At 63.5% G+C, this 18,750-nt stretch carries 19 protein-coding genes and 1 pseudogene; 10 read left to right on the top strand and 10 right to left on the bottom strand.

Translation table 11 applies throughout. The features are described 5' to 3' along the window. Positions 1-58 precede the first annotated feature (58 nt). Positions 59-1,465: an adenosylhomocysteinase gene (ahcY, locus tag NDB2M4_RS08125; protein WP_072372879.1), complete on the bottom strand. Its 1,407-nt coding sequence runs from the start codon at positions 1,463-1,465 to the stop codon at positions 59-61. Between the two features lie 355 nt (positions 1,466-1,820). Between ahcY and NDB2M4_RS08120 the strand changes: the two genes are divergently transcribed. Then, the gene (locus NDB2M4_RS08120) at positions 1,821-3,350 is read left to right on the top strand and encodes a vWA domain-containing protein (protein WP_072372876.1); all 1,530 of its coding nucleotides are present in this window, start codon (positions 1,821-1,823) and stop codon (positions 3,348-3,350) included. Between the two features lie 53 nt (positions 3,351-3,403). Here the strand turns inward: NDB2M4_RS08120 and NDB2M4_RS08115 are convergent, their stop codons facing one another. The 5 genes from NDB2M4_RS08115 to NDB2M4_RS08095 all read right to left on the bottom strand — a co-directional run bounded on the left by NDB2M4_RS08115 (position 3,404) and on the right by NDB2M4_RS08095 (position 7,553). Continuing rightward, positions 3,404-3,709, bottom strand: coding sequence for an HPr family phosphocarrier protein (locus NDB2M4_RS08115; protein WP_072372873.1), 306 nt, complete (start codon positions 3,707-3,709; stop codon positions 3,404-3,406). Between the two features lie 6 nt (positions 3,710-3,715). Beyond that, positions 3,716-4,126 (bottom strand): PTS sugar transporter subunit IIA, encoded by a 411-nt coding sequence (locus NDB2M4_RS08110; RefSeq protein ID WP_072372870.1) that lies wholly within the window; start codon positions 4,124-4,126, stop codon positions 3,716-3,718. A gap of 154 nt (positions 4,127-4,280) precedes the next feature. Next, entirely contained in the window at positions 4,281-4,766 is a 486-nt protein-coding gene (locus NDB2M4_RS08105) for an HPr kinase/phosphorylase (protein WP_072372867.1), read from the bottom strand. After that, complete coding sequence (locus tag NDB2M4_RS08100; protein WP_072372864.1) at positions 4,750-6,828, bottom strand: stimulus-sensing domain-containing protein; 2,079 nt, start codon at positions 6,826-6,828, stop codon at positions 4,750-4,752. Before NDB2M4_RS08100 ends, NDB2M4_RS08105 begins: the two co-directional genes overlap by 17 nt. Before the next feature lie 14 nt (positions 6,829-6,842). After that, complete coding sequence (locus tag NDB2M4_RS08095) at positions 6,843-7,553, bottom strand: response regulator transcription factor (RefSeq protein WP_072373437.1); 711 nt, start codon at positions 7,551-7,553, stop codon at positions 6,843-6,845. 138 nt (positions 7,554-7,691) lie between these two features. On the opposite strand from NDB2M4_RS08095, the gene NDB2M4_RS08090 reads away from it, so the two are divergent. After that, positions 7,692-8,450: a HugZ family pyridoxamine 5'-phosphate oxidase gene (locus tag NDB2M4_RS08090; protein ID WP_072372861.1), complete on the top strand. Its 759-nt coding sequence runs from the start codon at positions 7,692-7,694 to the stop codon at positions 8,448-8,450. A gap of 180 nt (positions 8,451-8,630) precedes the next feature. Then, a complete protein-coding gene (locus NDB2M4_RS08085) occupies positions 8,631-9,377 on the top strand; it encodes an SAM-dependent methyltransferase (protein WP_072372858.1) in 747 nt (248 codons plus the stop codon). A gap of 173 nt (positions 9,378-9,550) precedes the next feature. Here NDB2M4_RS08085 and NDB2M4_RS20185 read toward each other — a convergent pair whose 3' ends face one another. Further along, entirely contained in the window at positions 9,551-9,727 is a 177-nt protein-coding gene (locus NDB2M4_RS20185; RefSeq protein WP_171988054.1) for a hypothetical protein, read from the bottom strand. 136 nt (positions 9,728-9,863) lie between these two features. After that, positions 9,864-10,436 carry an orotate phosphoribosyltransferase gene (gene pyrE, locus NDB2M4_RS08080; protein ID WP_072372855.1) on the bottom strand — a complete coding sequence of 191 codons (573 nt, stop codon included), beginning with the start codon at positions 10,434-10,436 and terminating at the stop codon, positions 9,864-9,866. Between the two features lie 143 nt (positions 10,437-10,579). On the opposite strand from pyrE, the gene NDB2M4_RS08075 reads away from it, so the two are divergent. From NDB2M4_RS08075 to NDB2M4_RS08050, 6 genes are all read left to right on the top strand, one after another. Further along, the gene (locus NDB2M4_RS08075; RefSeq protein WP_072372853.1) at positions 10,580-12,361 is read left to right on the top strand and encodes an ArnT family glycosyltransferase; all 1,782 of its coding nucleotides are present in this window, start codon (positions 10,580-10,582) and stop codon (positions 12,359-12,361) included. A 201-nt stretch (positions 12,362-12,562) separates the two neighbouring features. Continuing rightward, on the top strand, positions 12,563-13,285 hold the full coding sequence (locus tag NDB2M4_RS08070) for a TlpA disulfide reductase family protein (RefSeq protein ID WP_072373434.1): 723 nt from the start codon (positions 12,563-12,565) through the stop codon (positions 13,283-13,285). A 108-nt stretch (positions 13,286-13,393) separates the two neighbouring features. Continuing rightward, positions 13,394-14,329 carry an HAD family hydrolase gene (locus tag NDB2M4_RS08065; protein ID WP_072372850.1) on the top strand — a complete coding sequence of 312 codons (936 nt, stop codon included), beginning with the start codon at positions 13,394-13,396 and terminating at the stop codon, positions 14,327-14,329. A 443-nt stretch (positions 14,330-14,772) separates the two neighbouring features. Beyond that, complete coding sequence (locus NDB2M4_RS08060; RefSeq protein WP_072372847.1) at positions 14,773-15,267, top strand: hypothetical protein; 495 nt, start codon at positions 14,773-14,775, stop codon at positions 15,265-15,267. Between the two features lie 166 nt (positions 15,268-15,433). Continuing rightward, positions 15,434-16,438, top strand: coding sequence for a c-type cytochrome (locus NDB2M4_RS08055; RefSeq protein WP_083556035.1), 1,005 nt, complete (start codon positions 15,434-15,436; stop codon positions 16,436-16,438). 77 nt (positions 16,439-16,515) lie between these two features. Continuing rightward, positions 16,516-16,728, top strand: coding sequence for a PspC domain-containing protein (locus NDB2M4_RS08050; protein WP_210186518.1), 213 nt, complete (start codon positions 16,516-16,518; stop codon positions 16,726-16,728). Here NDB2M4_RS08050 and rsmD read toward each other — a convergent pair. After that, positions 16,725-17,288 carry a 16S rRNA (guanine(966)-N(2))-methyltransferase RsmD gene (rsmD, locus tag NDB2M4_RS08045; RefSeq protein WP_072372841.1) on the bottom strand — a complete coding sequence of 188 codons (564 nt, stop codon included), beginning with the start codon at positions 17,286-17,288 and terminating at the stop codon, positions 16,725-16,727. The genes NDB2M4_RS08050 and rsmD overlap by 4 nt on opposite strands. An 83-nt stretch (positions 17,289-17,371) precedes the next feature. Further along, positions 17,372-18,259, bottom strand: a pseudogene (locus NDB2M4_RS08040) (pseudouridine synthase); the annotation flags it as partial. A 30-nt stretch (positions 18,260-18,289) separates the two neighbouring features. On the opposite strand from NDB2M4_RS08040, the gene NDB2M4_RS08035 reads away from it, so the two are divergent. Next, complete coding sequence (locus tag NDB2M4_RS08035; protein ID WP_072372838.1) at positions 18,290-18,748, top strand: nucleoside deaminase; 459 nt, start codon at positions 18,290-18,292, stop codon at positions 18,746-18,748. The last annotated feature ends 2 nt before the right edge of the window (positions 18,749-18,750 follow it).

Genomic DNA, 18,750 nt, shown 5'->3' with positions numbered 1-18,750 from the left:
AAAAGGCGCCCTCCCGCAGCCGGGAAGGCGCCAATTTGAAGCGTCGGGAAGTGGCCGATCAGTAGCGGTAGTGGTCCGACTTGAAGGGGCCTTCCTGCTGGACACCGATATAAGCGGCCTGCTCGGGTGAAAGCTTCGTCAGCTGCACGCCGATCTTCTCGAGATGCAGGCGAGCAACCTTCTCGTCGAGGTGCTTAGGCAACGTATAAACCTTCTTCTCGTACTTGCCGGCGTTGGCCCACAGCTCGATCTGCGCGAGGGTCTGGTTGGTGAACGAGGCCGACATGACGAAGGACGGGTGACCCATGGCGTTGCCGAGGTTCACGAGGCGGCCTTCGGAAAGAAGGATGATGCGCTTGCCGTCGGGGAACTCGATCTCGTCGACCTGCGGCTTGATGTTGTTCCACTTGAAGTTCTTGAGGCCGGCAACCTCGATCTCGTTGTCGAAGTGGCCGATGTTTGCGACGATGGCGCGGTCCTTCATCGCGCGCATGTGCTCGGTCTTGATGACGTCCTTGTTGCCGGTTGCCGTAACGAAGATGTCGGCGCGCGGGGCCGCATCTTCCATGGTGACGACCTCGTAGCCTTCCATCGCCGCCTGCAGGGCGCAAATCGGATCGATCTCGGAGACGAGAACGCGGCAGCCTGCGTTGCGCAGCGAGGCAGCCGAGCCCTTGCCGACGTCGCCGAAGCCGGCAACCATCGCGACCTTGCCAGCCATCATGACGTCGGTGCCGCGGCGAATGCCGTCGACGAGCGATTCACGGCAGCCGTAGAGGTTGTCGAACTTCGACTTGGTGACCGAGTCGTTGACGTTGATGGCGGGGAACAGAAGCGTTCCGGCCTTCTGCATGTCGTAGAGGCGATGCACGCCCGTGGTCGTCTCTTCCGAGACGCCGCGGATATTGGCGGCGATGTTCGAGAACCAGCCTTTCGGCTTTTCGTTGAGCATGCGCTTGATGAGCGCAAAGAAGATCTCTTCTTCCTCGCTGTTGTGCTGGTCGAGGAACATGGTGTCGCCGTTCTCGGCGCGAACACCCTGGTGCACGAACATCGTCGCGTCGCCGCCGTCGTCGAGAATCATGTTCGGTACGCCGCCGTCGCCCCACTCGAACAGCTTGGCGGTGAAGTCCCAGTACTCCTTAAGGCTCTCGCCCTTGTAGGCGAACACCGGGATGCCGGCGGCAGCGATGGCGGCCGCGGCGTGGTCCTGGGTCGAATAGATGTTGCAGGAGACCCAGCGGATGTCGGCGCCGAGGGCTGCCAGGGTCTCGATCAGCACGGCGGTCTGGATGGTCATGTGCAGCGAGCCGGCGATGCGTGCGCCCTTCAAGGGCTTGGCGCTGCCGAATTCCTCGCGCGTCGCCATCAGGCCGGGCATCTCGGTCTCGGCGATCGAGATTTCCTTGCGCCCCCAATCGGCGAGGTTGATGTCTTTGACGACGTAGTCGGTCGGCTTGCCCATGGGCTCTGCTCCTTGCGGCTGGGCGCCCAATGGCGCCTTAGGGGGAGGCGGGCGGCCGGCAATGGAAATGCCTCGGCCACCTCGGCATGCGCCCTTCTAACGGCCGGTGACGGGTCGCGCAACAAAGATATAAACAAGTCCTTATATGTTCTCCGGGGCCGGCGCCGGCATTAGCCTGGCTGCCTGCTAAGTGCGCTAGCGAACGCGCGGCTTCGCAAAGACGTAGCGAGATAAACCCAAGAATAACTTCTGATTAAGCAATACTAATAAATTTTAGCGCTTTTAAGAACTTTCAATATTTGGCCGCCGCATAGTCCTCTCAAACGACAAAAGAGTACTCGCAGGAGTGGCGAAGATGAAGTTGTGGTTGGGGCGTCAGCAGCGGCTCCGGGACGGCCTGCGTCGGTTTCGTGACGACGAGGGTGGCAACGTTGCGATCATCATGGGTCTTACGATCGTCGTGCTGATGCTCTCGATCGGCGCGGCCGTTGACGTTGGCCGCTGGCTGCATGCGCGCAATCAGACACTGTCGGCGATCGACGCTGCCGTTCTTGCGGGCGGTCGGACGCTGCAGCTGACCGGCGATAAGGACTCGGCCGTTGAAGCGGCGACGAATTACTACAACGAGAACGTCAAGTCGCGGCTGCCGGTGACGAACGATACCGTTGCGTTCACTGTGGCCGACAATGGGTTGGGTCTCAGTGCGTCGGGCAATGCGTACATCGACACGCCGTTCCTGCAACTTGCGGCAGTCGATAAGTTGCCGCTGATCAGCTTGGCGCAGACGAAGTTCGGCTCGCAGCTCGGCATGAAGGCTGGGCAGACCGAGATCGCAATGATGCTCGACGTTACCGGCTCCATGTGCATGCCGTGCACGAAGCTCTCCGCTTTGAAGACGTCGGCACAGAAGCTGGTGGATATCGTCACACAGGCGAACGAGAACCAAGAAGATAAAACCACGATCGCTATCGTGCCGTTCTCGGAGGACATCCGTTTGCCTTCGGCGAGCGTCTATGCTGCGGCCACGGGCAGCCCGCCGAAGGTTCTGATGGTGAAGAGCGGATCGACGCAAACGCTCTATAACCGCGCTGAAACATGCGTCGTCGAGCGAATGACCAGCGACCGCTACACCGATACAGAGCCGAGTGCCGACAACTACGTCATGCCGCACCGCGAGCAGGTGGCAGCCATTTCCACCACGGACGGCACGGTGGTCATCGACGGCAAGAGCAGCGCCAGAACCGGCGAGGTGGTGACGATCAGCTGGAAGAAGAACACCAAGCTTTCCACTTCGCAGAAGAACGCGCTGTTGGCAGCCGCGAACAGCTATGCCGATTGCACGGTGCCTTCGAGCGGCACGGTGCAGCCGTTGACGAGCGACACGACGGTGCTATCGGACAAGATCTCGAACCTGACTGCGACTGGCGGTACGGCCGGTCACCTTGGAACAGCGTGGGCGTGGTATACGCTGTCTCCGGAGTGGAACACGTTGTGGGAGAGCGAAAATCAGGCGCGCGACTACTCGTCGGGGACAGGGAAGAACTCGGTGAAGAAGGTGGCCATCCTGATGACGGATGGCGACTACAACACGCAGTATGACGACAATGGTGTCCTGGCCAACTATGGCTACACGTCCTCGTGCCCCCAGGCAGCCAACGGCTGCTCGGCCAAGCAGGCACTAGAGCTGTGCGAAAACATGAAGGCGAAGGGCGTCGAGGTGTGGACGGTGGGCTTCGACGTCAGCACGTCGTCGCTCGCGGCACAAACCCTCAAGGCGTGCGCCACCGACGAAACGAAGTATTACAATGCGGCGGATGCCCTGGAGCTACAGAGCGCGTTCACCGATATCGCGGTCAAGCTGACCACGGTCTATCTGTCAAAATAGCTTGCTCGAGAGTCCGAAAGAGTAAGGGGAGCACCGATGGTGCTCCCCTTTTTTCATGCGTCGTCGATGCAGTCTTCCCCGAAGCCGTCCTCAACGAGGGTGACGAGCGCTTGCAGGGCTTCGGGCCCTTGGGGACCGGTTGCCGTCATATGCAGGGTCGATCCGGGTCCGGCTGCGAGCATCATCAGGCCCATGATCGATGTACCGCCGACGGCCTGGCCGTCACGCGTTACGGTGACGATGGCGTCGTAGCTTTCAGCGCACTTGACGAACTTGGCGGATGCGCGCGCGTGCAGACCCTTGCGGTTGCGGATGGTCACGATCGCTTCCGGACGGGAGCTGTCCTTTATCTCAGGCATTGATCCTTAAACCGAACCGTCGCCAGAAAGCTCCTGGCTAGCCACCTTGATGTACTTGCGGCCGGCCTCCCGGGCGCTGGCGACAGCCTCGGCGAGGGGCATCTCGCTGCGTACACTGGCGAGCTTGACGAGGATGGGCAAGTTGATGCCGGCGATCACCTCGACGTTCGCCTCATCCATGGCGGAAATCGCGAGGTTCGACGGGGTGCCCCCGAACATGTCGGTCAGGACGATCACACCCTCGCCGGTGTCGGTGCGATGGATGGCGTCGACGATCTGTCCACGACGGACCGCAGCGTCGTCGTCGGGACCGATAGAGACGGTCTCGAGCTGCGTCTGGGGTCCCACCACGTGCTCCAGCGCGGAACGAAACTCAAGCGCCAGCCCGCAATGCGTGACGATGACAAGTCCGATCATGAATTAGAGCCGATCTCGTCTAATGCCGGGTCCGTGGTGGAGCCATGGCTTGAGCATGGGGATCGTCGATTGTGCCGTTCCCCGTGCCGCGGGGAGCAAATTGCAGCGCGGCCGAATTTACAAGTGTTCGGCGGTGGCGCAAGAGGAATTGCTGTCATGTTTCCTGCTGGTTGGCCAAGCCTTGCACAACCTGCATGAGCGCAAGCATGAGCTTGACAGGGGTGGAGGCCTCGAATGGGGCGAGGCGCAATAGGGGGATGCCGATTCCTTGGCATTCCCACGAGGGGATTGGATCTGGAAGCCTTTCCACCGCCTGTCGAGCGACCAGCTCGACGGCAAGGACGAGGTCGGCTGCGGGACGGTGCGGGACGGTAATTATCCCTAACCCGCGGACCTCGATCTGGCCGAGGATGGTGGCCGGAGCTCTGACGCGAAGGCGATGGCCCGTGCGCTCAATGAAGACGCGGTCGTCGGCGACGAGGACGGGGGGCTGGGGCAGCATCGGGGTGGGTGCGAGGGCCAGACAACGCAGGGCCAGATCCGACTTTCCCGATCCCGATGGCCCGAGGATGAGGGCGGCGGCGGCGCCGAGGGCGACCGCCGTTCCGTGGAGCGTGTGAGTGTCAGTTGCGTCGCCCAACGGGCGTACCTCCTCGCTGCGCCGAGGCGGCCATGGGTAGCCGAACGGTGAAGCGGGCGCCGCAAGGCTGCGATCCGGGTCCCGCGCCTGCGGCGTAGCGGTTCTCGGCAAAGATCTGGCCACCGTGAGACAACACGATCTCACGCGAGATGGAAAGCCCGAGGCCGGAGTTCTTGCCGCGGCTGGTGTCGGTCGCGGGGCGGTCGGAATAGAAGCGGTCAAAGATGATATCGAGCCGATCCTCGGGAATGCCGGGGCCCTCGTCCTCGACCACGATCTCCACGAACGGGGCCGCGGTGCGCGCCTTCACGGTGACGGTGCCGTGCGGCGGCAGGAACGAGATGGCATTGTCGATCAGGTTGGTCATCACCTGACCGAGGCGTCCTTCATCGCCTTTGACAAAGAAGGCGCCGGGGAAGGATTCATTGCCCACTTCCAGCGCGAGAGACTGGGTGTCGTCGCCGATGATGTCGCGGAAGATGTTTACAACGTTCCGCAGCATGGTGATGACGTCGATGGGGCGCATTTCTTTGCGCGCGAGTTCGGCGTCGAGGCGCGAAGCGTTAGAGACGTCGGTGATGAGCCGGTTGAGGCGTTTCAGCTCGCCCTGAATCTGCGAGACTAGGTGCATGCGCTCTTCCTCGGTCTTGGCGTAGCCGAGGGACTCGGCGGTCGACCGGGCGGCGGTGAGCGGGTTTTTCAGTTCGTGCGCGACGTCTGCGGCGAACTTCTCACTCGCCTCGATGCGGCGGCACAAAGCGCCCGTCATGGCCTGGAATGCCGCGGCCATCTGCGCAACCTCGTCGGTGCGGCCAGCGTACTGCGGCAGCTCAGTGCGCGCGTCGATGTTCTCGCTGACGCGTTCGGCGGCTGCGGAGAGACGCTGGATCGGGCCGGCTACCGTGCGGGCCAGCAGGAGGGATGTGACAACCGAGGCCAGCAGCGCGATCGCTGCCAGGATGAGGATGACGGTCCGTTCCTCTTTCAGGATCTTGTCGATCTGGCCGGGGCGCGTCGAGAGCAGCAGCACACCCTGCACCTCGCCGAAGCGGCGGATGGGCAAGGCGAACGAGACGATCTGCTCACCCTTGCGGTTGAGCAGCAGCATGTTTTTTTCCTCGCCGGTCAACGCGGCTTGGATTTCCTTGTAGGCCATGCCGTTGCCGGTGCCGATCTCCTGATAGACGGGGATCGGCTCGCGGAACAAATAGCGGGTGATGCGGGTCCAGATATTCTGGGTCGGCGGGGCCTCGCGGTCGCTGACACGCGGCTCGTTACGCCAGGTCGCCCAGCGGGCAAGGGTCTGCGACGTGTCGACGATCAGCGTTCCGTCACGGGCATAGATGCGCGCGCGCGTGTTGGTCGGCTGGATCAGCTTGCGCAGGATCGGCGTCACTTCCTCGGGGTGGATCGATAGCTCGAACTCGGCGAGGCCGTCGAACGGGAAGTTGTTCGTATTGCTGTTGCTCGGGGCGTTGTTCTGGCTATCGGGAATGGCGTTGGGGTCGATGATGATGCGCTCGCGCACGACCTTGGCGTTGGCAGCGATGGCATCGGCAATGATCTTGCCCTGCGTTTTCAAGGCGTCGAGCTTGGCGTCGATGAGCCAGGTATGGAACCAGCCGAGATAGAGAATGCCACCGACGAGGATGAAGAACCCCATCAGGTTGGAGATGAGGATGCGGCGCAGAAGGCTGGCAGAGAAGAAGCGCACGATCGCTTGACGCGCGAACCAGTCACGTACGGGGGCAAATGCACGCGGCGTATCTGCGCCGACAGGATCGACGCGGGCGGCAGCATTCTGCGCGCCAAGCGCGATGGCGGCGCCGGTGCGGCGCGTGGCGTCGACAGACCGCCAGAAGGCGGACGTCGTTGCGCCGATCGCTGTTTGTGTTGCTGAGCGCGAAGTCTGCACAGCGCGTGAAGCTGCTACGCCAGTCTTCTGCGTCAGGCGCTTGGCGAGTCCGGCAGCAGCCGAGAAAATGTCACTCGCAAAGCCTTTTATGCCTGCGGTGCCATTCGATAGCTGCTGCTGCGCGGCTCGCTCGGTTCCGAGCGCCATACCCCCTCCGCGCCTCAAGCTTCCTTGAAGCGATAGCCTACACCGTAGAGAGTCTCGATCACATCGAAGTTGTCATCGACCTGCTTGAACTTCTTGCGCAGGCGCTTGATGTGGCTGTCGATGGTGCGGTCGTCGACGTAGACCTGATCGTCGTATGCGGCGTCCATCAACGCGTCGCGCGTTTTTACAACGCCGGGGCGCTGGGCGAGCGCTTGCAGGATCAGGAACTCGGTGACAGTGAGCGTCACCGGTTTGTTGTCCCAGTGGCAGTTGTGTCGCTCAGGATCGAGCTTCAGCTTGCCACGTTCGAGAACATGCGCTGCTTCCATTTCAGGAGCGGCACCGGGCTCCTTGGGCTGGAAGCGACGCAACACGGCTTTGACGCGCTCGACGACGAGGCGCTGAGAGAAGGGCTTTGCAACGTAGTCGTCGGCACCCATTTTGAGGCCGAACAATTCGTCGATCTCCTCGTCCTTGGAGGTGAGGAAGATCACCGGCATGTCGGAGCGCTGACGCACACGGCGCAGCAGTTCCATGCCGTCCATGCGCGGCATCTTGATATCGAAGATACCAAGGTCGGCGGGATCCTCAGTCAGTGCTTCGAGTGCCGATACGCCATCATTGTAGGTACGCACCTTGTAGCCTTCAGCCTCGAGCGCCATGCGCAGCGAGGTGAGAATGTTGCGCTCATCATCGACCAGCGCGATCGTGCTTTTTTCTTTCATCATGTCCCGACCTGCGGCAGAGAACCACCCAGCCGCGCTTTATGGCTCCAAGGTGTATCAATTGTGGCGAAGCCAATTTCGTGATTTCTGTCTGAACGTTATCTGAATAGGATAGATCGAGGAAGCGGGGAGGTCCGCATGTCTGTTGAAGAGACTAAGAAACAGCCCGGAAATTCGCCTGTTAAGGAAACCGCGGCTCTGGCACGGACCATGATTCGCGCCGCTCAGAAGGGTGCGCTCGGTACGGTGCTGCAGCCCACAGGGCATCCATATGCCTCGCTGTTGCTCATTGCAACCGAGCCTGACGGCACGCCTCTTTTGCTGATTTCTAAACTGGCTCTTCATACGAAGAATTTGACCGCCGACCAGCGCGCTACGCTGCTTATCGACGCAACGGGGCTCGATGCCGACCCGCTTTCGGGGGCGCGCATCACGCTGATCGGCGAAGCGCGGCCGACAACGAGTGCGACGGCTCGCCGCCGGTATCTTGAGCGTCATCCCTCGGCGGCGGGGTTCGTGGACTTCCCCGATTTTTCATTTTACGCGTTCGATATCGCCAGCGCGCACTATATCGGCGGCTTTGGCCGCATCATCGATATTCCGGGCAGTGATCTGCTGACTGACGTTGCGGGCGCGGAAGCGTTAATTGAAGCGGAGCCGGGCATCGTCGAGCACATGAACGCCGATCATGCCGATGCGATTGCGCTCTATGCGACGAAGCTGCTGGGCGGAGCGCCGGGCGAATGGCGCATGACGGGCGTCGATCCGGAAGGCTGCGATCTGGTGCTTGGCGCGCGGGCGCTGCGACTGCCGTTCGCGACGCGCGTCGCCAGCGGCGAAGAAGTGCGCAAAGAGCTAGTGCGGCTGGTAGGTGTCGCGCGATCGCAAGCGGCCTAGGCGATCGGCTGCCGCCTGATTCGTAATCTCTGAAGCTGCGGACCGTAACGCGGCTATCGCAGATCCAGCATTAATCAGAGCGCAGCTTCGATAAATCGAGCTGCGCGACACTCTCCTCGATCCCGGTTCTGGGCGCAGGTCGCCGACGTACCGGGTTCACTCCGAAAAGGCATTTCTGCTTTGGACATTCCGCGAATATTCAACGTCACCGAAAGCGCCTACCGCATCCATAATCCGTTCACTGCCGAGAAGCTCGCAACGCTCGGAGCGGCGTTGAGGCTCGAGGCCGGAGCACGCGTTCTTGATCTCGGCAGCGGTTCCGGCGAAATGCTGTGTGCCTGGGCACGCGATTACGCAATCGGCGGCACCGGCATCGACATGAGCCGGCTGTTCAGCGAGCAGGCGAAGCGGCGCGCCGAGGAGCTCGGGGTCGCCGATCGCGTGAAGTTCGTTCATGACGATGCGGCCGGCTATGTCGCCGATGAAAAGGTGGATGTCGCAGCCTGTGTCGGTGCGACCTGGATCGGTGGGGGAGTCGCTGGCACCATCGAGCTTTTGGTGAAGAGCCTTCGCCCCGGGCGGATCATCCTCATCGGCGAGCCGTACTGGCTGCAGATGCCGCCGACGGAGGACATCGCCAAGGGATGCCGCGCGGGTTCGATCGCGGACTTTCTTCTTCTTCCCGACCTCGTCGCGTCGTTCGGCGATCTCGGCTGGGACGTCGTGGAAATGGTCTTGGCAGACCAGGACAGCTGGGACAGATATGAAGCGGCAAAGTGGCTGACGATGCGCCGATGGCTCGCAGCCAACGGAGAAGACGAGTTCGCGAACGAAGTCCGCGCGGAACTGACGTCGGCGCCTGAGCGCTATGCCAGATACGCGCGTTCGTACCTGGGATGGGGCGTTTTCGCGTTGATGGCGCGGTGATGTTGCGCAGCTTGGAGGGACCGATCTGCGCGAATTTCTCCTGGGCTTCCGGTTCTATGCCGGGATGATAGACGTCACTTGAAGTCCTCGAGGGTGAGGATCGGCGTCAAAGTGAGTCCGGCGGCGGCAAGGGCGCCAGCTTGCTGCCGGCGCCCTCCTACAACTTCGAGGTATCACGGGGCCGGCGGTGGCGTGGTGGTCGGCGCGGGCGGCGGCGTGGCCGGTTCCATCGCCGCTGGAGGTGCGGCTGCGGGTGTCGTAACTGTCGCGGGCGGGGGCTGCATCGAGTACCAAATGAGGCCCAGCACGACAACGACGACAAGGGCAATAACGAGCATTCGTTGATCCATGAATTTCTCCTCCGCTAGGGTTGTTTTCTGAATTTCCCTATGCAGACAATTCTACACGGAAATCAGCGTGCGCGCTGCGCGTTCGATCAGCGGCGAGAAAACTCATTAAAACAAGTGGTTCGCTGATTGGGGGCGATCACTTGAAGTCCTCGAGGGTGAGGATAGGCGTCAGGGTGAGGGCGGCGGCTGCAAAGGCTTCGTCTGCGCCTTCCTGGCGGTCGACGATGGTAACGACACCGACGACATCGGCGCCCTCGGCGCGCACCAGTTCGGCGGCTTTGATCGCTGATCCGCCGGTCGTCGTCACGTCCTCGACGATGACGACGCGCTTGCCCTTCAGGCTGTCGCCTTCGGGAAGGCCTTCGATCAGGCTCTTAGTGCCGTGCTCCTTGGCCTGCTTGCGCACGAAGAAGGCATTGACCGGCGCATTGACGGCGTGGCTAACCGCAGTGACGGCGGAGGCGATCGGCACGGCGCCCATTTCGAGGCCACCGACGAGATCGATCTTTTTGTCAGCGATAACGGCGAGGATAAGCGAGGCGATGAGGTGCGCGCCTTCGGCATCGAGCATCGTCGGCTTCATGTTGAAATAGTAAGTAGACGTGCGGCCCGAGGCGAGCTTCACTTCACGCCCTGAACGGAAGGAGCGCTCCTTGATGATGTCGATGAGACGCGCCTTTTTGCCCGCCTCTGTGCTGTCCGCCGACATTCCTTTGCCCTCCGTTGGGATCGCTTTTGCTGGCTTGCGCAATCGCTTAAGTGCGCTATCAGTGTCAAGGCCGCGGCTCCCCGCAGCGGCGATTATCCCTCGGCCCTCAATTGTCCCTCGGCCTTAAGGGCTTGCCAACGCGCATGACTTCTCTGTTCTCGACCATGGACCGCCTGGAGCGCGACAGCGGCGCGCTGTTGAACCGGCTCGCGGCGCAGCCCCGGCTCGCTGCCGCTGCACTACTGCTTCTGGCGCTCGTGACGTACCTGCCGGGGGTGCTGCTGCTGCCGCCGGTCGACCGCACCGAGGTGGTCTACGCGCAGTCCTCGCGCGATATGCTGAAGCGCAGCGACTATCTCGATGCCACGTTCGAGGGGGAGCGCTTCCAGTTCCGGCCGATCGGCATCTACTGGCTGCAGATCGGTGCAGGGAAGGTTCTCGGTCATAAAGCGCAGCATTGGATCACCACGTATCGGGTGCCGTCGCTGGTCGCGGGCATCCTCGCCGTGCTGGCGATGTGGGCGCTGTTGCGGCCGCTGCTGGGAGAGCGGCGTGCGATCATCGCGGCGGGGCTGTTCGCGGTGACGCCGATCGTCGCGCTGCAGGCGAGCCTGTCGATCCCGGAAGGGCCGCTGCTGCTTTCCATCGTTGTCGCGCAGTGCGCGCTGTTGCGGCTCTATTGCGCGCTGCCGGCGGACAATCGCAACGTGGCATGGCTGGCGGCACTGTTCTGGGCGGCGCAGGGTTTCGGCATTCTGCTCAATGCTCTGGCGGTGCCGATCCTGTCTTTGTCGACGATCGTAGCGCTCTATGTGTTCGACCGGAGGCTCGACTGGCTGAAGCGGCTCAGACCATTGTGGGGCGTGCCGCTGATGGTCGCGATTGCGGCGCCCTGGATCATCGTGCGCGCGCACTTCGACGGCGTGCCGTTCTCGGGGCTGTCGTTCGGCGAGCTGATCCGCGCGCTGGGCGGCGCGCAAGACATGAAGTGGAAGGCTGCGCCGCTGACGTTCACGCTGGCGATGCTGCTCGGGTTCATGCCGGGCGCACTCGTAATCGTGCCTGCTCTGCAGGGGATATGGCGGAACCGCGAGCAGGCGCTGGCGCGTGTCCTCTTCTGCTGGATCGTCGGCTACTGGCTCTATCTGGAGCTGATCGCGTCGAAGCCGGCGCTCTACACTGTGCAGGCGATGTTTCCTGCGATGGCTGCTGCGGCCGCGCTGGCGCTGGATCGCGATGGTCGGCTTTCCATCCCCCCGCTGAGCCTGAAGTTGCCTTGGTGGCTCGTGCTGCCGGGGACGATTGCGATTTTCGCGGTCGTGCTCGGGGTGTCGGGCACGATGCCGAGTGCTGCCGTTGTGATGGGCGCGGCGCTGATCACGCTCTTGTTCACGGTGGCGGCGCTGGCGATGCGAACGGGGCGCGCCAATGCGTGGGTGATGACGAGCATCGCGGGGTTCGCGCTGTTCGTCTCGTTCACATTCGGCGTGCTGATGCCGCACATCCAGATGGCTTGGCCTGCGCCGCGCATCGCGGAGGCGATTGCCCCGCTGCGCCGCTGCGTCACGGGCCCCGTGGGTGTCGCTGGGTTCCGAGAGCCGTCGACGACTTTTGTTCTTGGACACAACGCGGACACCAACGTCGAAACGCTGTCGGGCTGGATGGCAGGTGGCGATGATGCCATCGCCGTGGTCGAGGACCGCTGGCAGCCGAACCTCGCCAAGGCGCTGGAGGCGCGGTCGGGGAAGGCGCCGCCGCGGATCGGGTGCGTTGAAGCGTTCAACGTGATGCGCGGGTGCAAGCTCAACTTCTCGATCTATGCCACCGGGTCGGGTCCGCTCGATGCCAACTGCAAGATTGATGAGCGCTTCGCCTGTAAGCATCCGGTCCCGGCGACCTCGGATGAGGCCTCCCGCTGCCGCTAGTTGATTGCTGACACGTGCTGCGAGAGGCTCCGCGCCAGCCGGCGCTTTGGCCGCGGCGCTTTGCGCCCGGGCTGCCGCCCCTTGCCGCTAAATACGCCGCATCTGCTACTTGTGCCGCTCTTGAGAGACCTCACCTAAAGCGCTATGCCGCTTCTCAAGGCAAGCAACGCCCAGCCATCTCACCCCCAGAAAGGTCGCCTCATGGCCGAGACCCAGTTCAATCCCGAGCAGCCGCCCGAGCTCATCGCGTCGCAGTGGTTCAACTCCGAGCCGAAGTCGCTGAAGGAGCTGAAGGGCAAGGTCGTGGTGCTCGTCGCGTTTCAGATGCTGTGCCCCGGCTCGTTGCGCCATTCGCTACCGCAGGCGGGGCGCATCGCGCGCGCATTCTCGACCGACGAGGTGGAGGTCATCGGTCTACACATGGTGTTCGAGAACCATAAGGACATGACGCCGTCGCTGCTGGAGCCGTTCCTCAAGGAGGAGCACATCGAGATTCCGGTGGCGGTCGATACGGTCGATGCGTCGGGCCTGCCGAAGACGATGGAAGCCTACGGCATGCAGGGCACGCCGACGTTGCTGGTGTTCGATCGCCAGGGGCGTCTGCGCCGGCATTATCTGGGCGCGGTCGACGATGTGCGGCTCGGCGCTGAGATCATGGCGCTTTGCATCGAGGACAAGAAGGCGCCGCGCGAAGCTTCGATCGCCATCGAGCAGAAGCTGCACGCCGCGCTGGTCGATCCCAACGAGCATCATCACCACGATCATGGTGATGGTTGCGGTTGCGGGCACGATCACGGTCATGACCATGGGCACGACCATGCGCATCACGCGCACGATCATGACCACGAGGGCGGTTGCTGCGGCGGTCAGGGGAAGCACGAACACGCACACGAGCACGGCGAAGGCTGCGGCTGCAAGCACTGACGCGACTTCCTTCTCCCCGCAGGCGGGGAGAGGGGGCTAAGGCCGCCTTCAATCCGCCCCCCGAATCGCTGCATGGTCGCGCATGCAAGTCGAGGCGGAGCATCAGCGATGAGCGAGCGCGTGGCGGACGAGGATGTCGTGGCGGAAGCCGCGCCCGAGGCGAAGGCGCCCGAGGTCCACAAGACCAAGGCGACGTTCGACAAGAAAACCATCGCCCTCGTCTATGACTTCGACGGCACGCTGTCGCCGCGGCCGATGCAGGACTACGCGTTCCTCCCGCAGATCGGCATCGACCCCGACGCATTCTGGGCGGAATCGAACGCCATCGCGCGGCGCGAGGGGGCGGACGGCCTCATCTCGTACATGCGCCTCATGTATCAGAAGGCGAAGGCTGCCGGCGTGCGCATCGACCGCGCGGACCTCGTGGCGCAGGGCAAGCACGTGGAGCTGTTTCCCGGCGTTGAGGAATGGTTCGACGAGATCGACGGCTACGTGAAGCTGCGCTCGGAGACGCATGGCATCTCGCTGCGGCACTACATCGTATCGGCGGGCCTCACCGAGATCATCGAGGGGACGCGCATCTACAAGCGGTTCCACAACGTGTTCGCGTCGGAATACTGGTTCGACGCTTACGACCTGCCATACCCCAAGCGCGTCATCACCGACACCGGCAAGACGCAATACCTGTTCCGCATCAACAAGGGCATCGAGGATCTCGGCCAGGGCATCAACGAGCACATGGACGAGGGCAAGCGGCCGATCCCGTTCGGGAACATGATCTATTTCGGCGACGGCGACACCGACGTGCCGTCGATGGCGGTGATGCGCAAGAACGGCGGGCACGCGGTGGCGGTGCATACGCCGGGCAAGTCGCGGCGGAAGTGCGTGGAGCTGTTCAAGGCGGGGCGGTGCGATTTCTTCGCGCCGGCGGATTACAGGCGCGGGTCGGATTTGTTCAAGCGCACGTGCCTGTTGCTCGACCGCGTGCTGGCCGACATCCGCGTGCAGGAAGAAGCCTGGCGGCTGAGCCGGGAAGTGAAGTAGTCGCGCTCCCCGCAACACCCCCGTCATCCCGGCGTAGGCCGGGACCCAGTCACGTCACCGCAATCGCGACGGTAGAAGCGATCCGCACCCCGGCAGGCGCGCGTGAACACGGCAGCAAAACAGCGGGTTGAAGCTGGCGCGGGCTCCGACCTTCGTCGGGGTGACGTCGGGGGGGGTGTGTCAGGTGCTCAGCCACAAATGAACCGGAGAAGTAAGGGACGCGCGGGAGACTAGCGCGTTCAGGCAATCAAACTGTGCAGTGATCAATTGCGATGCGGTTGTGGATTGGGCCGGCGGGGCCCACTTGCCGCGCGCCATTTCGGCTAGGCTCATGCAAGCGATTCTGCGTACCCGCAATGATCTGCGCGGCTGATGCCGCAAGCGCCTTCGTCCTGTCTCTCGTGCACGGCGCCGTCAAGAACGCACCTCGGGAGGCCTAAAGAATGTCGAAGCCCGTACTTGTCGCCCTTATCGCGGCTCTTGCCGTGCCTTGCTACGTCGCGCCGGTGTCGGCCACCGACTACTGGGATTGGAGTATGGGGTCGGGTTCACCGACGACGCGCACCAAGAAGGCCCGTGTGCGCCATGCCAAGCGCTACAAGAAGGAAGATCCCACGCGCGTCATGGGTTACGTGAAGCGCGAAGAGGAGATGAAGGCCGCGCGTCCGGAAGTGCAGTGCACCGAGAAGGTGCGCGGGCTCGGCACGCAGTGGATCGGCACTGAAGGCGCGATGGATGCGGCCAAGAAGGATTGGATGGAGCGCGTGCGCTACGACTACGGCGAGTCGTTCCTCGATCTGTCGCATGCGAAGGATTTTGTCTCGCGCTGCGGTCGCACGTCGATCGGCGAGACGATGGGGCAGGTGATGTATCGCTGTGAGATCGTCGCGCGCCCGTGCAAGGGCGTCATGAGCGAGACGACAGCGGCGGTGAAGTAAAGTCTATCTCAGCTGACGAAGACCTCGGGCGGTGTGAGGGAATTCCTCATGCCGCTCTTTTTTTGTCGACGACGTCGCAATGCACGCCGTTCGATTGATCGCGCGCAAAGCCTGTCGCCTGCGGGCACCTCTAGGGTCCGCGCAGACATAGATCAGGGAGGCGACGATGACCAAGGCGGGGCCGCACCACAGAGTGATGTTCGCCGTGCTTGCCACTTGCGCGGTTGCCGCGGGGGTGGCGCATGCCGACGTGATCACGGACTGCAAGACGGCAAAGTCGGGTGAGGCGCGCATTACCGCGTGCAGCCAGATCATCACGTCGAAGACGGTCGATCGGGCCGTGCGCGCTGAAGCGCTGCGGCGGCGGGCGGATGCCTACGCCGAGCGCGCGGCGCACCGCGAGGCGATCGCAGATTTCTCGGAGGCGCTGGGTATCGAACCAGGTTCAGCAAGTGCGCTGGCGGGGCGGGCGCAGTCGCGGCTGGCTGTCGGGGAGACCGACGGCGCGATTTCCGACCTCACCGACGCGATGCGTATTGGCGGGCAATCGGCGGGGCTTTTAATGGCGCGCGGCTATGCGCATCTGCTGAAGGAAAACAGCGACGCTGCGGTGGCCGACTTCACCGCGGTGATCGGCCTGTCGCCGAAGAATGCCAGCGCTTACAACAACCGCGCGCTCGCTTATCGCAAGAAAGGCGATGCCGCAAAGGCGCTGGGCGATTATGCCAGGGCGATCGACCTCAACCCGGCGTTTGCGCAGGCCTATGCGAACCGCGGCTATCTCTACGAGGCGCAGGGCGACAAGCTGGCGGCAGTGGCCGATCTTGCGCGCGCGCTGCAGCTCGATCCGGCGCTGACGGGTGCGGCCGCCGGGCTGAAGCGGTTGGGACAGCCCGCCGATGTGACATCGGGCAGCGAGCGGCTGATCGCGCACGGGCGGGAGCTGGCGCAGAAGAATTGCGCGTGGTGCCACGCCATCGGCAAGAAGGGCGAGAGTCCCAATCCGCGTGCGCCGCGGTGGAGGGATCTGTCGGGGCGGCATCCGGTGCTGGCGTTACGCGAGCCGCTGTCGCGGGGCATTGCGCGTCCGCACGATGAGATGCCGAAGTTCGAGCTGTCGGACGCGGAGGTCGATACGATCATCGCGTACATCAACAGCCTGTCGCCCTAAAACGCTGGGTCGGAAACTTATAGCCGCTTTGAGCGTTTCCCGGTTAGAATCGCGGGAACGCTTGAAGGAGAGCCTGAATGTCGATCGATGATCCTATGCGGCAGCCGCTGATGCGCGTGCGCCAGGGCAAGGTGATCGGTGGCGTGTGCGGAGGCATCGCCAAGTGGTTGGGGTGGGACCCTACGCTGGTGCGCCTAGGCTATGTGGTCCTGTCGGTGCTGTCGGTCGGCTTTCCGGGCGTCATCATCTACATCCTGCTGTGGATCCTGATGCCGCTGGAGCCGGCCTAGGCTTTGGTGAAACGGGCGATGATGATCTGCGTGTCGCCGTAGGTGCGATGGTCGGTCCTGGCAAAGCCGGGCGGCAGCGAGATCAGCGCCCCGGCGCGTTCTTCCAGCACAACCACGGCATCAGGCGTCAGCCAATCGCCTTCCGTCAGCGAGATCAGCGCCTTCTCGCCAAGGCCCTTGTCGTAGGGCGGGTCAAGGAAGGCGAGGTTGAACGGGGCCATCGTGCCGATGGGGCCGAGGTCGGTAGCGTCGCGGCGGAAGATGCGTGAGACGCCGGTCAGCCCGAACGTCTCGATGCTGGTGCGGATGAGGGCGCGGGCTTCGGGATCGCTATCGACGAACAGGGCGAAGGCGGCGCCGCGCGAGATTGCTTCAAGCCCGAGGGCACCAGTGCCGGCGAAAAGGTCGATGACGCGTGCGCCTTCCAGTGCAAAGCCGTCGACGCCGTGGGCGATGATGTTGAACAGGCTTTCGCGTACGCGGTCAGCGGTCGGACGGAGGCCTTCGTGTTGCGGCGAGGCGATCGCGCGCCCGCGTAGAGTGCCGCCAACAATTCTCATTCGTCGTCGTCCTTTTTAGGCTTGTGCGGTTTGCGCTTGTTGCGCGGCTGCTCCTCGTCGGCCGCGTAGAGGTTAAGCTCATCGGCAAGGCGTGCACCGAGCTGGTCGGCTAGCACGCGGCGTTTGATCAGCTCGGCTTCGCCGGGCTTCAGATCGAGCAGCTGGAAAGGGCCGTAGGATATACGGATAAGGCGGTTCACTTCGAGCCCGAGGTGGGCAAGGATGCGGCGCACCTCGCGGTTCTTGCCTTCGCGCAGCGCCATGGTGAGCCACGAGTTGGCACCCTGCACAGTGTCGACCGTGGCCTCGATGGGGCCGTAGCGCACGCCTTCGATCTCGACGCCATCTTTGAGCGCCTCGAGTTGCTCCTGTCCGACGCGACCGTGCGCACGGACCCGGTAGCGACGCAGCCAGCCGGTTGACGGCAGCTCCATATGGCGGGCTAGCGCGCCGTCGTTCGTCAGCAGCAGCAGGCCTTCGCTGTTGAAGTCGAGGCGGCCGACGGAGATGACGCGCGGCATGCCTTCGGGCAGCGACTCGAAGACGGTTGGGCGGCCCTGAGGGTCGTTGTGCGTGGTGACGAGGCCGCGGGGCTTATAGTAGCGCCACAGGCGCGGTGGCTCGGCGGTCGGCAGCGGCTTGCCGTCCACCAGCACCTTGTCCTTCGGGCCGACCTCGAAGGCCGGCGTGTTGAGGACGCGGCCGTTGACGTTGACGCGGCCCTGTTCGATCCAGCGCTCGGCTTCGCGGCGCGAGCACAGGCCGGCGCGCGCCATCGCCTTGGCGATGCGCAGCGGCTCGTCGGGGCCGGCAGCAGCCTTGGGCTGCGGCCGGCGGAGTTTGCCCGTTCCCGCGACGCCCTTGTTGACCGGCTTGCTATGCGGCTTCTGGGCGGCCTTCGGCCCTGGCTTGCGGTTGCCGCCGCGGCCGGGCTTGCGGTTATCGTGCTTTGCTGGTTTGTCGGCGGACATGGAGCTTTCGAAGCAGTTGAGTTGGCCCTTATGACACCAGAGCGCGATCAGAGCCACATGCTGCGTGCGCTGGCGGAGGCCGAGGCGGCAGCGGCACGTGGAGAAGTACCGGTCGGGGCCGTTGTGGCGGGGCCGGACGGGGCAATTCTGGCCGCTGCGGGCAACCGGACGCGGGAGCTGGCCGATCCTACCGCACATGCGGAGTTGCTGGCGATCCGGGCAGCGTGCGCGTTGCTGGGCATGGAGCGCCTGACCGGCTGCGATCTCTACGTGACGCTGGAGCCGTGTCCGATGTGCGCGACGGCCATCTCGTTCGCCCGCATCCGGCGGCTCTATTACGGCGCATCTGACCCCAAGGGTGGAGGGGTAGAGAACGGGCCACGCATCTTCAGCCAGGCGACCTGCCATCACGCGCCGGAAGTCTATCCCGGCATTGGCGAGGCGGAAGCTAGCCTCGTGCTGAAGAATTTCTTTCTGGCACGGCGCTGAAT

The organism is Hyphomicrobium sp. NDB2Meth4 (assembly GCF_900117445.1).
In the GTDB taxonomy this organism is placed as follows: domain Bacteria; phylum Pseudomonadota; class Alphaproteobacteria; order Rhizobiales; family Hyphomicrobiaceae; genus Hyphomicrobium_A.
The sequence above is the reverse complement of the archived record's forward strand: the minus strand, read 5'-3'. Positions and strand labels throughout refer to the sequence as shown.

Excerpts from the sequence above, each read along its gene's own strand:
- ahcY (WP_072372879.1), bottom strand. The coding sequence starts at position 1,465 with ATGGGCAAGCCGACCGACTACGTCGTCAAAGACATCAACCTCGCCGAT.
- NDB2M4_RS08120 (WP_072372876.1), top strand. The coding sequence starts at position 1,821 with ATGAAGTTGTGGTTGGGGCGTCAGCAGCGGCTCCGGGACGGCCTGCGT.
- NDB2M4_RS08115 (WP_072372873.1), bottom strand. The coding sequence starts at position 3,709 with ATGCCTGAGATAAAGGACAGCTCCCGTCCGGAAGCGATCGTGACCATC.
- NDB2M4_RS08110 (WP_072372870.1), bottom strand. The coding sequence starts at position 4,126 with ATGATCGGACTTGTCATCGTCACGCATTGCGGGCTGGCGCTTGAGTTT.
- NDB2M4_RS08100 (WP_072372864.1), bottom strand. The coding sequence starts at position 6,828 with ATGGCGCTCGGAACCGAGCGAGCCGCGCAGCAGCAGCTATCGAATGGC.
- NDB2M4_RS08095 (WP_072373437.1), bottom strand. The coding sequence starts at position 7,553 with ATGAAAGAAAAAAGCACGATCGCGCTGGTCGATGATGAGCGCAACATT.
- NDB2M4_RS08090 (WP_072372861.1), top strand. The coding sequence starts at position 7,692 with ATGTCTGTTGAAGAGACTAAGAAACAGCCCGGAAATTCGCCTGTTAAG.
- NDB2M4_RS20185 (WP_171988054.1), bottom strand. The coding sequence starts at position 9,727 with ATGGATCAACGAATGCTCGTTATTGCCCTTGTCGTCGTTGTCGTGCTG.
- pyrE (WP_072372855.1), bottom strand. The coding sequence starts at position 10,436 with ATGTCGGCGGACAGCACAGAGGCGGGCAAAAAGGCGCGTCTCATCGAC.
- NDB2M4_RS08075 (WP_072372853.1), top strand. The coding sequence starts at position 10,580 with ATGACTTCTCTGTTCTCGACCATGGACCGCCTGGAGCGCGACAGCGGC.
- NDB2M4_RS08070 (WP_072373434.1), top strand. The coding sequence starts at position 12,563 with ATGGCCGAGACCCAGTTCAATCCCGAGCAGCCGCCCGAGCTCATCGCG.
- NDB2M4_RS08065 (WP_072372850.1), top strand. The coding sequence starts at position 13,394 with ATGAGCGAGCGCGTGGCGGACGAGGATGTCGTGGCGGAAGCCGCGCCC.
- NDB2M4_RS08060 (WP_072372847.1), top strand. The coding sequence starts at position 14,773 with ATGTCGAAGCCCGTACTTGTCGCCCTTATCGCGGCTCTTGCCGTGCCT.
- NDB2M4_RS08055 (WP_083556035.1), top strand. The coding sequence starts at position 15,434 with ATGACCAAGGCGGGGCCGCACCACAGAGTGATGTTCGCCGTGCTTGCC.
- NDB2M4_RS08050 (WP_210186518.1), top strand. The coding sequence starts at position 16,516 with ATGTCGATCGATGATCCTATGCGGCAGCCGCTGATGCGCGTGCGCCAG.
- rsmD (WP_072372841.1), bottom strand. The coding sequence starts at position 17,288 with ATGAGAATTGTTGGCGGCACTCTACGCGGGCGCGCGATCGCCTCGCCG.
- NDB2M4_RS08035 (WP_072372838.1), top strand. The coding sequence starts at position 18,290 with ATGACACCAGAGCGCGATCAGAGCCACATGCTGCGTGCGCTGGCGGAG.